The organism is Nostoc sp. NMS8, assembly GCF_017115045.1.
Classification (GTDB): Bacteria; Cyanobacteriota; Cyanobacteriia; order Cyanobacteriales; family Nostocaceae; genus Nostoc.
In genome coordinates, this window is the sequence record NZ_JABXKK010000105.1 from 97,235 (window position 1) to 111,220 (window position 13,986).

Consider the following 13,986-nt stretch of genomic DNA (forward strand, 5'->3'; position numbering starts at 1 on the left):
TGATTTCCTCAGGAGAAGATATATGCAAACTGAATTTGATGTAGTGATCATTGGTAGTGGTGCTGGGGGTTCACCCATAGCCTACACATTAGCGAAGGCTGGGAAATCAGTGCTGATCCTGGAAAAAGGCCCGCTATTTAGACCCCAATATCAGAGTCCGCAAGGGTTAAGTGACTTTAAGCGTGACGAATTATTTGCTGATGGCCCAGAAAAGCGCATCCGTATTCCGGGAGTTGCTAACTTCAATGAAGCCTTTTATTCTAGCCACGTTGAACCAGATATTAATGACGAGCCGCATATCTACCGCGATCCCAATGGACAAGATAGAGCCACAATCGAAGGCTATACAGCCCAAGTAGTAGGCGGCGGTACTCAACTTTATGGTGGTGTTTCCCTGCGGTTTACGCCTACCGATTTACGCCTACAAAGCTTTAATGCTGGACGTAATGACTTGAAAAATGACCCGAATGGCGATGTCCAGAGAGAAGCGCGTGATTGGCCTGTCAGTTACGACGAATTAGAACCGTATTATGTGAAAGCTGAATCCCTTGTCGGTCTTAACGGCACTGCTGACAACCAACTCAAGCCTTTTAGTAAAGATAGCTATCAACCGCCCCTAGAACCTAACCCAATTAGTAACTATGCCAAAGCGGGCATGGACAAGCTAGGTGAACAATTGGGTGCTGGTAAGCCGATTAAGCCTTACCGCACACCCCTAGCGGTGATTACCCGTGACCATGAACCCAGTGGGCGCAAAGTTCCCAAAGACCCCGAAACCCTCAAAACCAGTTATGTGAACCGCTTTGGCTGTCCTTTGGGTGTGAAATCGAGTACTTGGGTATCTTTACTCAGCCCGATCGCTAATTTACCAAACTTTGAAATTCGCACCAACTGCGTAGTTACCCATTTAGAAAGTGAGGGAGCGAAAATCAACCGAGTCGTGTACCGCGATCCTAGTGGCAAAACCCGGTTTGTTCAAGGAAAGTTGGTAATCGTAGCCTGTTCTGCCATTGAATCGATTCGCTTGCTGAAGTTGTCAGCACAGCTGAGTTCCGAATTCAATAAACGCATCAACCAAAATGATTTACTGGGTAAATACTTCCTTACCCACTGTTTTGGAGGTGCTAGCGCCCTCATGCCTACCCGTAGCGATAAAACCTTAGCTCTCGATGCTGATTGGGCAACCGATGCTTGTGCCACTGACGACTTTCTCAAAAGCAGAGGGCTTTGGGCAGGTGGAGCAATTTACAACAATACTTCCGATCAAGCCTTGCCTATTTCTCTCGGACGTACCCACGGTAGTCGAGATTTAGACACGCTTTGGAAAGGCTTTATTGAGGATACCAGTTTAGCGGCTCAAGGGTTGACTGACTTTTTGGACAACAACATAGGCAGGGGTTTATCCGTCAGCTTTATGGCCAATCAAGTACCCCTTAAGACCAATCGGATTGAACTCCATCCCACAATTCAAGATAAATGGGGTCGTCCTGTAGCTCACATCATCAAACAATGGCACAGTCACGACAGATATCTCATGGACACCTTGGCTGAAATGTGTGGCCAGATTTTGAAATTGGGTGGTAATACAATTCCCGGCGAATTCAAATTTGAATTTAAAGGTCAGGGTGGCGTGTACCTGGCAGAAAATGCCTTGGCACGGATTGCTAACCATATTCTTGGGGGAGCAAGGTTTGGTAATGACCGCAATGATTCTGTGCTAGACCGCAATTGCAAAGCTTGGGACTTTGATAACCTCTACGTCACCGATGGTTCATTTATGCCCACTTCAGGAGGCGCGAATCCCACCTTGACAATTCAGGCCAATTCTTTTCGGGTAGCTGACGAATTACTTAAGAGGCTTTAACTTTATGGATCCAGCATTTAACGATATTCAAAGTAATCCGTGGAATGAGATTTTCAAAGTCGTCTTTTTTCCCGATCGCATTTACCATGCTGAATACCTCAACGCTACCCGCAGTCCCCGCTACCGTTACAATGTGCGCGAGGTTCGTAGCTACCTGGGTATCAATGCCCTGAAGGGAGAAGTATATCTTGATGGCAAGTTTATCAGTAATTTTCTGCGACTGGAATACAGAGGCAGTCGTTTAGTAGAGCAAGTACGCGAGAAAAAGCGGTTACTCAGTAATGGTGTGATTGCTTGGGTGAGGCTGTTACCGGAAGATCAAAGCAAAAAAGCAGAATCTAGGGTCAAGCTGCACTATTGCCCGTGGATTGATGCTTACACTGTAGAGATTTGGGAAACCCTAGAAGCTCCCGCCACCAGCTACCACGATTTTCAGATTTTGGATCAGATGGGGCGTAACGGGCCAATTACGCGAGTCAAGGCATTTAACCCAGCTTTACAAGATATCAAAGCACTGACGCAGATAGAATTGGCATTTCGGGAAAACGATCGCAATTTACCAACTGGCTACCAAATTAGTGATGCTGAGACAGCTTGGGATAATGACTATTCGCGATCGCACCAAGAACCCCGCACCCAAGACCCCAGTTCACCCCAAAATACAATCTCGGATCAAAATTACCTGATCAACTTCCAACGCGGTTGGTTTTTACAAGCACCCGACATTCAGCCTGTGCGCTATCGCAATGCAATGATGGATGACGACAATCCAGACAGAGCAAACGACAACATTATTGATATGCGCTGGATTGTGCAACGAGAACTAGGTGGTTCCAACATCTTCTTCCACGAAGTAACAATTCCTCCCGGCAAAGTCGAAGGAACTCACCAACATATTGGCACGGAAGAATTGTATTACATCAGCGAGGGAGAGGGTATTGCCTACATGCGCGTCGGCGACGATCCAGCAACCGACAAATACCCGACTGTAGAACGTCAAGTGATGGGACTGGGGAAACGCGAATTTAAAGAACTGCCGGTGAAATCAGGTAGCATCATTTTTACTAAGAGTGGTGGGATGCATGGCATTCGTAACCCTGGTACAAAACCCCTAAAATTCATCGCTTTCTTGTATCACACAATCTAACCTTAAGCTTTGCCATGTTTATCCTTCATTCTGACAGTGTTTTTAAAGTTGATCCCAATACCCCACCTGAGTATAGTCGGGGTAATCCGCTACTGAAGTTGTTAAACTTTCTCGAACGTTCCCAACTAGCGGCGGAACGTGATTTTTATTTAACTGGGGAGTTCCAGTATTTATTTCCCTATGAATCTCTGGTTTTATATGGGCCTCAGGGAAATGATGCGAATATTCTCGATCCGACTCAACAGGACAATAAAACAGATTTCCAAAAACAAAATGTCAAGGATTTCGTTAGTACCGACACCTTTTTAATTCGGGGTTTGGTGACAGTGGGAGAGTGGACAGGGCCATTTTTGCGAGTTTCTTACCGTGGCGGCCCTGATACAAAGTTATCCGTTGCTACCAACCATAAACTAGGAGAAAAAATTAAACTCTGGATTAAAGTCGCAGGTGTAGCAACTCCAACTTTGCTTGTAGTGCCGTATAATCCACTGAGCGATCGCTATGAAATTGAGTTTTGGGGTTATCCAGGCAACGATCTGCGAAGTCAGCTAGACGACAAGGGACGCAATGCCTTCGATCGCGGCGAACTCCAGGTACGGACTGACTTAGTACATGGCAGCATCGCAGACTTCAACCGAGAAGTATTAAGCGATCGCTATATACTGGACGTTGCCCCCACAAACACAATGCATCCTGTGTTACCCCTCCACGTGGAACTTGCTTGGGCAGATTTTAGCGAAAAAATTTGGGACTCCCAAAATGGGGCAAACTACCACTACGAATTCAACATGACCCTCCGGGGATGGGATCACTTTTTGGGAACAGGCATCAGTCCTAACCCTCACGGTGGTGTTGGCTTTTTGGAATATCGCAATTTGATGTCTAATTATGGGCGCTACTCCAGTAAACCCGAATTGGGTCGCCAGTTAGAATCATGGAACTTCAATGCCTTTGGTAGTAAAAATCATGGCAACGGTTTTGAACGATTTTTTGCTGTAGATTACATAGATTTACACGTCCTCAATCCTAGCTGTGGCATTGGTTTACATCGCCATCGTGATAATCAGGAAGTTTTTCTGATGATGGATGGCCAAGGATTTATGGTAGTAGGTGATTGGTGCAAAATGCCAGAGCGAGAACGCTGCTTTGAAATCCGTACACTACAACCTGGACACTTTGCCATGCTCAAAGGTGGTAATCTCCACGCTTTAATGAATGCTACTGATGAACAAGTTTCTCTGTTTATGTTTGGGGGTTATGATTAATACAAGTTTGGTAGCATGACTAGTAGTCTATTTTGGATTTCATCTGGCTGGAATTAAACGCTACAAGCAGTGTGGAGATTTTCGCGCAGTAGCGCAGAGAATTAATTAATGATTACTCTACGCTATTTTGCGTTAAAAAACAGTACAAGACCTGTACGCTGGAAATTTTACCCTCACTAGTGCGACAGTTAAGCTAAGGCGCGTCTAGATTGCACATTTTTCGTCAAGACTGTAATTTGTTATTGATTATTTACAAAAGGTGACTGATAAATGACTAATAACAAAGGACGAATTTCACGAATAAATAAGCCATCAAAATGCGTCACAGCCTAGCAATAATTGCAGTTTGCTCTAGAAGCTTAGTATGACAAAGGCATTCCCAAGCATAGCAAGGCGCTTGAAAAATATAGGAATCAAGTTGTTGAAGATGGGAACCTTCCTAATAACCCGTTTTATCGAAAACTGGAAACGCTACTTCCTGGGTGACACTGTTGATGTCCGCCCCTCTCCCTCCAATGATATCCGTCCTTTCTTAGGGGGGCCAGTTCTGAGTTTGGGTGGGGGTGGCCCCGATGTCGATGATGCTATTCAGTGGATGATTAACCAAGTTCGGGGAAGTAGTAACTCCAACAGCAAAGTTAATGTTGTAGTTATCCGCACGAGTGGTAATCACGATTACAATCGGCTAATTTATGCCATGAAGGGCGTAAACTTTGTAGAAACTCTTGTGGTTAGCAGTAGAGAAGAAGCAAACAAATCCGAGATTTTTGAAAAAGTCCGAAATGCTGATGTAGTTTTCTTTGCTGGCGGCGACCAATGTCAGTATATCCGCAACTGGAAAGATACCAAGCTTGAAACCGCCGTTAAGTCAGTTTACCTGAAGGGAGGTGGTGTCGGTGGCACTAGTGCGGGTGCAATGATTCAAAGTGATTGTGTCTATGATGCTTGCGCTTCTTCCGAAAAAGGCATTGAAACTAGAGACGCACTCGAAGATCCTTACCGAGACATTACTTTTACCTACAACTTTTTTAATTGGAGTAATTTGAAGGGAACTATTGTAGACACACACTTTGACAGGCGAGAGAGAATGGGTCGAATTATGACTTTTATTGCCCGTCAAATTAAGGATGGTGTATCTAGCAGTGTTTTAGGCATAGCGGTTAGCGAAAGTACATCGGTTCTTGTGGATAAAAACGGTTTGGTGAAAGTTATGGGTAGGGGTGCGGCGTATTTTGTACTTGGCAATCATCAGCCGGAAGTATGCGAACCCCGAAAGCCTTTGACCTTTTCTAATTACAAAATTTGGAAAGTTCGCAGTGGCGACACCTTTAACTTGAGAAACAGACCAACCTCTGGGTATTATCTCAGGAGTGTTAAAAGGGGACGGATTGATTCAAATCCTTATTAGACATCTCCAGAAAAGATTTAGATCCCACAAATTTGCACCACCTAACCCCCCTTCTCTACGTTCGCGCAGCGTGCCGAACACAGGGAAGGCGGGTTTTAAAGCCTCTCCCCGAAACGGAGAGAGGTTTGGAGAGGGGATATTCTAAAAGTTCCTGGTGAGTTATGATGCTGCTAGTTAGCTTAATGTACAAAAGATACCAATTTTTCTAACCATCTCGATGCTTCCTTGTAGGATTTAAACTGGCTTTCACTAACACGAAACTCTTTAGTGTGAACCATTCTTTTTCCCTGAACCCACTTTATGCCGTGGTACTTGTGCAGCAATTCGTGATACAACACAAACTCAACTACAAACTCAGGTACTTTAGGATCGTCAAGGGTTAAACTCATCACTACTCTATCTCTTGCTGATTCGTAGTGTCCAAATTTACGGTAAGTGTTAATTCGGCTCCATGCTAGGCGTGGTTTGGCAAGACTTGCCGCGAAATATTCACGATTTACTTTATCAAATAAATCATTTAGGTTATAAAATTTGCCTTGGGGATTTTCTGCCACTACCTCGGCAATCAAATCAAGCTCTAACAAAATATTGGTGTATTCTCCTGTACTGGCAAATGACCTGATAAGTTGTGTATTATCTTGACTTTTGCCCACAAGAGCAGATTCTACTAACGCTTGCAAAACTGCTTTTGGTGCATTGATAAATCCCTCATTAATAATGATATTCGCTACACTCGCAGACCTTTTACCCTGGTATAGTCCAGCTAAATTAGTTATTTCAATCATTAGCTGGAGTGAGTTTTGACGATGTATATTCAGAAGTTGTTTAGCACTTTCCAACATACAACCAGTAGCTTTCAGGTGAAGTTGTAGATACTGTTCATCTGTCAAAAATTTAATCCACGAGTAGATTTTACGGGATGAAGGAGTCAGATTTGCTGGCGTTGCTTGTTTGCTGGAACATATTGTTTCAATTGTTGCTGCTGTGTTAATTAAAGTTTGATTTAAATGTCGTATTTGGGTGGAATCATAATTAGAATTTGAGGCTAAATGAAAAATTTTTTGTAGTATATTATTTTGTTGTAGTTTGATGTTTTTTAGACGAATACTCTCAATATTCATTGATAGCAGTTTTCTTTTGCATGAAGTACAAAGTTACAGGTTTTGAGGCACGAGGTAGAAACTCTTTATATATGGTTTTTGGCTTAACTAAACTGTATTGCGATCGCTCCATCGCTCCTCCATACCGATATTACCCTGTAAGCCTCCTGTATGTACCAGCAGCAAGCGATCGCCTCTACAAAAAAATCCCTGCTTTAGTAAATCCATCACTCCGTAAAACATTTTAGCGGTATATACATAATCAAGGGGTATGCCATGCTCCTGTGTAAACTGCTGGCTGAACAGTCGCAACTCGTTGTTAACCTTTGCATAACCGCCAAAATGGTAATCACACACCAATTCCCAGGAAGCTGGAGAACTATATGGTGCGGGTAAACCAGAGGTGAGGTAATTTGTCAATAGACTTTCAATTTCTTGTGCAAGAAAAGCCCCATTTTTCAGAACGGGAAAAGCGATCGCTTTTTGTCCTTGATGTAAGGAAAGAACAATCCCAGCCAGTGTAGTAGCTGTACCGCAGGCGACGCATATATAATCAAAGGCGATCGCTTTGCTAACAATCTCTGTGCAGCCGCGCACACCATTTAAATTACTTCCACCTTCGGGAATGATAAACACCTCACCGAAACGTTGTTGCAGATATTCATGTAGCGCTGGTGTATTGCGCTGTCGATACGTCTCCCGATTTAGATACACAAGCTGCATACCCTGCTGTACAGCAAAACTCAGTGTAGGATTCAGCGGTAGCCTTTCCTCTCCACGAATTACACCAATGGTACGGAATCCGAACAGATTACCAGCCGCCGCAGTTGCATAGATGTGATTAGAATAAGCGCCGCCAAAAGTCAGCAGCGTTGTGAAATTTTTCTCCTTAGCCTCTAAAAGGTTGTATTTCAGCTTGAACCACTTATTGCCGTTAACCCACGGGTGCATCAGATCGAGCCGCAGCACATACAACTCAACACCAGCGTAACGGGCAATTTCGCTGGTGTTGAGTTGTAGAGGAGGAGGAATAAAGATTAACGACATCTGTCAGCATTCTAACTTAGATTTTACATTCTCTCAGGTTCATCATTGAAGATAAAAGTAATGATAAACATTGAGTAATTCAATGGTAGATCATCAAAAAAAAGAATAAATCTTTCTGATGATTAGCTTTAGAAATTAGCATTTTACTAATTGAGTATTTCAGGTAATTATAAGAGACATAACACTCGCTCCAGACAATATTTTTTTGGGGAAAAATTATGGTTGCACTTACACACCTTACTCAAGTTATTCCCAATCCCGGACGTTTGACGATTCAAACTGTTGAAATTGCTCCTCAAACCACAGCTATTCGTTGTCTCGACTGGGATAGAGAACGTTTTGATATCGAGTTTGGTTTACGGAATGGGACGACCTATAATTCTTTCTTAATCCAGGGAGAAAAGATTGCCTTAGTTGACACATCTCACCGCAAGTTTGAGCAGCAATATATTGAGATATTGCTGGGTTTAATAGATCCGGCTAAAATAGATTACTTGATTATTAGCCATACAGAACCCGACCACAGTGGCTTAGTAAAAAATATTTTACAATTAGCGCCTGCGATTACTATTGTTGGTGCTAAGGTAGCTATTCAATTTCTAGAAAGTATGGTTCACCAGCCTTTTAAATCAATGCAGGTGAAAAGTGGAGAGCGATTAGATTTAGGCAACGGACACGAATTAGAATTTATCTCTGCACCTAACTTACACTGGCCTGATACAATCTTGACTTATGACCACAAGACTTGCACTCTTTACACTTGTGATGTGTTTGGAATGCACTACTGTGATGACCATACCTATGATGAAAATATTAGCTTAATAGAGGAGGATTTTAAATATTACTATGAATGTCTCATGGGCCCCAATGCCCGGTCTGTTTTAGCAGCTTTAAAACGGATTGAAAAGTTAGAAATAGTCACAGTTGCGACCGGACACGGCCCTTTATTACAAAACTATATTTCCGAATGGCTTGGACGGTATCAAAGCTGGAGTTTAGAACAAGCAAAAACAGAGACATTAGTGGCTCTATTTTATGTTGAAGATTACGGGTATAGCGAGCATTTAATCCGTACTATAGCTCATGGATGTGCAAAAACAGGTGCAGCAGTAGAATTGGTAGACCTCAATAGTGCTGAACCTCAAGAAGTTCGAGAATTAGTTGCACAAGCTTCTGGTTTAGTAATTGGAATGCCAAATCAGTCTTCGGGAGTGGCTCAAGCTGGTTTAAGTACCATTTTAGCTGCTGTTCATAAGAAACAAGCAATTGGTTTATTAGAGTCAGGAGGAGGAGAAGATGAACCAGTTTATCCCTTACGCAATAAATTTCAAGAATTGGGATTAATTGAAGCCTTTCCACCAATCTTAGTTAAGGAAATTCCTACCCAAGCAACAGAGCAACTTTGTGATGAAGCGGGTACAGATATGGGTCAATGGTTGAACCGCGATCGCACCATTAAACAGATTAAATCCATCAATACCGAGCTAGAAAAAGCTTTAGGGCGTATTAGCACAGGATTATACATTATCACCGCCAAAAAAGGAGAAATTCAGAGTGCAATGCTAGCTTCGTGGGTGACACAAGCAAGTCTTGAGCCTTTAGGAGTGGCGATCGCAGTATCTAAAGATCGGGCAATTGAATCTTTGATGCACGTTGGCGATCGCTTTGTCTTAAATGTTTTAGAAGAAGGTAAATATCAAGGATTAATGAAACATTTCCTCAAACGTTTTGCTCCTGGTGCAGACCGCTTTGCTGGAGTGAAAACATATCCAGCCACCAATGAATCGCCCGTTTTAGCTGAAGCTTTAGCTTATATGGAATGTGAAATTACTAGCCGTATGGATTGTGGAGATCATTGGGTAATTTATAGCACAGTCCAAACTGGAAGAATTGCCAAGTTAAATGCGCTTACTGCCGCCCATCACCGCAAAATGGGCAATCATTACTAATTAGTCATTGGTCATTGGTCATTGGTCATTTGTCATTTGTCTCCTCTACTCTCCATAGACGCGATGAATCGTCGCGTTTCTACAATACACTCCTAAAAACTATGTATAAATCTGTTGAAAATACCTCACTTAACATGTACGAAATCAATCGGGCACGCGTCGTGAGAACCTTGGAATTTATCCAAGATGTGATTGTGATTTGCTTGTGTATTGGTTTATTTAGCTTTATGGTGCTTCAGGTGAAAGATATGTTTCTTTCCTTGCTTCCACCTCTAGATTTTCATGCTGTTACTGCCGATATTCTCTTTTTACTCATCTTAGTAGAGTTATTCCGACTGCTGATTATTTACCTACAAGAGCATCGAGTATCTATTGGGGTAGCTGTTGAAGTTTCTATCGTTTCTGCCTTGCGAGAAGTCATTGTTAAAGGTGTTCTAGAAGCAAGTTGGAGTCAAGTTTTAGCAACTTGCGCCTTTTTATTAGTACTGGGAGTACTACAGTTCCTTCGAGTTTGGCTACCCCCAACCTTTGAAGGTATCGATCCGGAACAAGAAATATCTAAACGCTATAGGAATCGAGCCAAGTCTGAATTAATACAAACCAATAGCCATTAAGAGTAGGGAGTCAGTAGAGACGTGATTAATCGCGTCTGTAGGAAATAGAATCTTCTCCAATGCCCAATGCCCCATTCCCAGAGGTTATAATGTCTGCAAATAGTTTAATTACCAGCCATCCAAGAGATGTACAAGTTGCTGAAATTGCTAAAAATACTCTGATTTTGCGATCGCGGACTTGGGACAGACTAAAATTTGAGGTGGAGTATTCCCGTCAACGGGGAACTACGGCGAATTCTTATCTGATTCAAGCTGATAAAAAGGCTTTAATTGATCCTCCCGGCGAATCTTTTACCGAAATTTACCTTGAGCAACTGGCACAACATCTAGATTTCATCTACCTCGATTACATTGTTCTCAGTCATGTCAACCCCAACCGCAGAGCAACCTTACAAGTATTGCTCTCTCTGGTTCCTCAAGCCACGATAATTTGTTCTCGCCCCGCCGCCAATGCTCTCAAAACTGCCTTTCCCGAATTTGAATCACCTATTCAAGCGATGCGATCGCAGGATATTTTAGATTTAGGACAAGGACACAATCTATCATTTATCACCGTACCAACTCCCCGTTGGGCGGATGGACTTTGTGCTTACGATCCCGCCACAAAAATTCTCTACACAGACAAACTTTTTGGCGCTCATATTTGCGAAGATACCTTGTTTGATGAAGATTGGAAGGGATTAGATGCAGAACGCCGTTACTATTTTGAATGTCTCCATGCGCCCCAAGCAAAACAAGTCGAAGCAGCATTAGATAAAATATCAGTTTTGGGAGCTAGATGTTATGCCCCTGCACATGGCCCAATTGTTCGTTACAGCCTGAGTCGTTTTACTTATGATTACCGTCAATGGTGTCAAGGGCAAAAATCTCAAGAATTAAGTGTTGCTTTGCTTTATGCTTCTGCTTATGGAAATACAGCAATTTTGGCAAATGCGATCGCTCAAGGTTTGATTCAAAATGGAATTAATGTAGAATCAATTAACTGTGAACTAGCAGACTCGGCAGAAATTACCCGTATTGTTGAAACCTGTGATGGTTTGATTATCGGTTCACCCACTTTAGGCGGACATGCACCAACTCAAATTCAAACAGCTTTAGGAATAGTCCTCTCGGTGACAGCTAAAACTAAGTTAGCAGGGGTGTTTGGTTCTTACGGTTGGAGTGGAGAAGCAATCGATTTAATCGAAAGCAAGCTCAAAGATGCAAATTATCAACTAGGATTTGAAACAATTCGGGTGCGTTTTAGTCCTACTCCTGAGATTCTCCAGCAGTGTCAAGAAGCAGGCGCTTCCTTTGCCCAAAACTTGAAGAAAACCAAAAAGCTGCGTACTTCCCACCAGATTGTCACAGAAACCCATGTAGATCGTACAGAACAAGCTGTGGGGCGAATTATTGGTTCTTTATGTGTTGTGACAACTCGTGATGAAGAAACTCACAAAGGGGTTTTAACTTCTTGGATATCTCAGGCAACTTTTAACCCACCAGGAATTATGATTGCGATCGCTAACAAGCAAAATGCAGATTTGATGCATCATCCTGGTGATAAATTTGTGCTGAATATCCTCAAAGAAGGAAAAAATTTGCGACGCTATTTTTCTCGTCATAGCACTTTAGGAGATAATCCCTTTGCAAATCTTGCCACAAAAACTGCTCTTAATGGTTGTCTGATTCTAAATGAGGCATTAGCTTATTTAGAATGTACGGTGCAAAATCAGCTTGAATGTGGCGATCGATGGTTAATTTATGCTGTCATCAATCACGGCGAAGTATTGGAAAGTGATGGTATCACTGCTTTAGAGCATCGCAAATCTGGCAGTTATTATTAATTGACCACTTGCGTAAATCACAAATAATAACCTCACTCCGCCAAAGCATCTCTACCGTCTATATACAAGTCGAATTACCCCCCTTAATTCCCATCTATAAAGAGGGAAGATCGCAAATATGCTTCTTTACCCTTTATCCGCTACGATGTACACACAAGTGGTAGCTGCAAGGGTTTTCCTCGTTCCCAGTCTCCGACTGGGAATGCATTCATTGAGTCTCTGACTCAATAGAACTCTTGCATAAATATTTTGTGGTATGATTAAGGGTTGTTTTAATTTCAGTTATTGGCAATTAAAATAGTCAGAATTTATCAATTTCTTTGATTAAGTATTATCTAGTGATCAATAACTAAATAAATTGGCAGCAAACATCATTTCAGTAATTAATCAAGGACTGAAATTATTTAATTTATTTGATTTTTTACACTGATTTATAGGGCTAATTCGTGATTATAAATTCCCGCAATTAAATTCGATCTTAACCCAAAACGTCGATGACGATTTCGTTATCTATCAGACAAAATTTTAAATATCTTTATACGACGATTTACGTGTTCAACAACAATTCTTAATCGATTGAGTTCTCGATTATATTTCTTCTGAGCTTTTGTTAACTTTTTACCCTTCAGTTTTTTAATTGGTGTTTCGCTTAATTGATGGATTTTTTTTATCCCTTGATACCCTTTATCCGCTATGACTTTGAGTAATTCCCCAAATCTTACATTACTGGTTTTAAATAGCTTAAAATCATGAATTCTCCCCAAGCCATGCCCTAAACAGATGATTTGGCTACTTTTTTGGTGGATGATAACCTGCGTTTTTAAAGTATGTTCTCCTTGTTTTCCGCTAAAAAATCTTTTTAGCTAACATTCTTCTTTTACGTCCGTTTCCTAGCATTTTTATATAGTCTCACCCTACTGGATTTTTAGCAACCCCCAGTATCGTCGGATATGGCGATAATATCTAGGCAATAATATGATCGTTAAATATGGGGATGGGATACAGACAGTAGTAGCATCATTAGATGTGACGTTACCAAGTGGTATTATATGACCTAGACTTATTAGGTTAAAAACAACATGGATGCTATTGGAATTCTTAATGTAATTAAAGATATGCCTGTTCCTACTATAGTAATTGTGGTAGGACTATTGTTCCTTATTTTAGGAATCGTAAATAAATTTGGTACGCTTGAAGTTTCATCACAGCAAAGACAATTAGCTATTTTCCTTGGATTATTCCTTTTAGTTGTTGGTATAATTTTAGGCTTTGTTGCAATTAAAAATCTCAACAAATTTTATGGCATAGATGCTTTTGGTAATGATATTAAACATGAATTAAAGACCACTGAGAAAAAATGTACAGAAGAATGTAAAAATAATCCCAAGTGCGTAGCAATTGTAGTTTCAGATGTAGTTTCAGATACACAGGAGTGTTGGTTGAAATCCAATGCAGATAATACTAAAAGTGATTCATCAAGAACGCTTATAAGAATAAGGTAAAAACTGGTGCACTACGAAGAACATTTCGAGTGCTGAGCGGCTGGCTACAATGGCTGCCATGCTAGAAGTTGAAGCGAAATGATAAGTAAAATGTGTGCGATCTCCAGTCATTTGCGAGATTTTACTTATGTTATTTACCACGCTTGATGTACATCTCATTTAACACGTATTTCCGGCGGACGTTCGCTCCAATACGGCTAAGTACCTTGAGTTCTTCCAGCTCGTTCAAACCTTCCCTGATAGTTTTCTCACTCAGGTTACAAA

At 41.6% G+C, this 13,986-nt stretch carries 10 protein-coding genes and 1 pseudogene; 8 read left to right on the top strand and 3 right to left on the bottom strand.

Features of this window, described 5'->3' with window-relative positions; translation table 11 throughout:
- The first annotated feature begins 22 nt into the window (after positions 1–22).
- From HWQ39_RS27805 to HWQ39_RS27820, 4 genes are all read left to right on the top strand, one after another.
- Positions 23–1,864 (top strand): GMC family oxidoreductase, encoded by a 1,842-nt coding sequence (locus tag HWQ39_RS27805; protein ID WP_292852540.1) that lies wholly within the window; start codon positions 23–25, stop codon positions 1,862–1,864.
- 4 nt (positions 1,865–1,868) lie between these two features.
- Positions 1,869–3,011, top strand: a complete 1,143-nt coding sequence (locus HWQ39_RS27810) for a cupin domain-containing protein (protein WP_292852543.1) — start codon at positions 1,869–1,871, stop codon at positions 3,009–3,011.
- 14 nt (positions 3,012–3,025) lie between these two features.
- A complete protein-coding gene (locus HWQ39_RS27815) occupies positions 3,026–4,276 on the top strand; it encodes a cupin domain-containing protein (RefSeq protein ID WP_292852546.1) in 1,251 nt (416 codons plus the stop codon).
- Between the two features lie 364 nt (positions 4,277–4,640).
- Positions 4,641–5,684 (top strand): Type 1 glutamine amidotransferase-like domain-containing protein, encoded by a 1,044-nt coding sequence (locus HWQ39_RS27820; protein ID WP_292852549.1) that lies wholly within the window; start codon positions 4,641–4,643, stop codon positions 5,682–5,684.
- 179 nt (positions 5,685–5,863) lie between these two features.
- Here HWQ39_RS27820 and HWQ39_RS27825 read toward each other — a convergent pair whose 3' ends face one another.
- Both HWQ39_RS27825 and HWQ39_RS27830 read right to left on the bottom strand, forming a co-directional pair.
- Positions 5,864–6,805, bottom strand: coding sequence for a M48 family peptidase (locus HWQ39_RS27825; RefSeq protein ID WP_292852552.1), 942 nt, complete (start codon positions 6,803–6,805; stop codon positions 5,864–5,866).
- 87 nt (positions 6,806–6,892) lie between these two features.
- Positions 6,893–7,831, bottom strand: a complete 939-nt coding sequence (locus tag HWQ39_RS27830) for a 1-aminocyclopropane-1-carboxylate deaminase/D-cysteine desulfhydrase (protein ID WP_292852555.1) — start codon at positions 7,829–7,831, stop codon at positions 6,893–6,895.
- Positions 7,832–8,049: 218 nt separating this feature from the next.
- Between HWQ39_RS27830 and HWQ39_RS27835 the strand changes: the two genes are divergently transcribed.
- The 3 genes from HWQ39_RS27835 to HWQ39_RS27845 all read left to right on the top strand — a co-directional run bounded on the left by HWQ39_RS27835 (position 8,050) and on the right by HWQ39_RS27845 (position 12,220).
- Positions 8,050–9,780: a diflavin flavoprotein gene (locus HWQ39_RS27835; protein WP_292852558.1), complete on the top strand. Its 1,731-nt coding sequence runs from the start codon at positions 8,050–8,052 to the stop codon at positions 9,778–9,780.
- 101 nt (positions 9,781–9,881) lie between these two features.
- Positions 9,882–10,394: a phosphate-starvation-inducible PsiE family protein gene (locus HWQ39_RS27840; RefSeq protein ID WP_292852561.1), complete on the top strand. Its 513-nt coding sequence runs from the start codon at positions 9,882–9,884 to the stop codon at positions 10,392–10,394.
- Positions 10,395–10,483: 89 nt separating this feature from the next.
- On the top strand, positions 10,484–12,220 hold the full coding sequence (locus HWQ39_RS27845; protein WP_292852563.1) for a diflavin flavoprotein: 1,737 nt from the start codon (positions 10,484–10,486) through the stop codon (positions 12,218–12,220).
- Between the two features lie 431 nt (positions 12,221–12,651).
- Here the strand turns inward: HWQ39_RS27845 and HWQ39_RS27850 are convergent.
- A pseudogene (locus tag HWQ39_RS27850) lies at positions 12,652–13,080 on the bottom strand (transposase family protein); the annotation flags it as partial.
- A 219-nt stretch (positions 13,081–13,299) separates the two neighbouring features.
- Here HWQ39_RS27850 and HWQ39_RS27855 point away from each other — a divergent pair.
- Positions 13,300–13,722: a PAN domain-containing protein gene (locus HWQ39_RS27855; protein WP_292852566.1), complete on the top strand. Its 423-nt coding sequence runs from the start codon at positions 13,300–13,302 to the stop codon at positions 13,720–13,722.
- Positions 13,723–13,986: the final 264 nt, after the last annotated feature.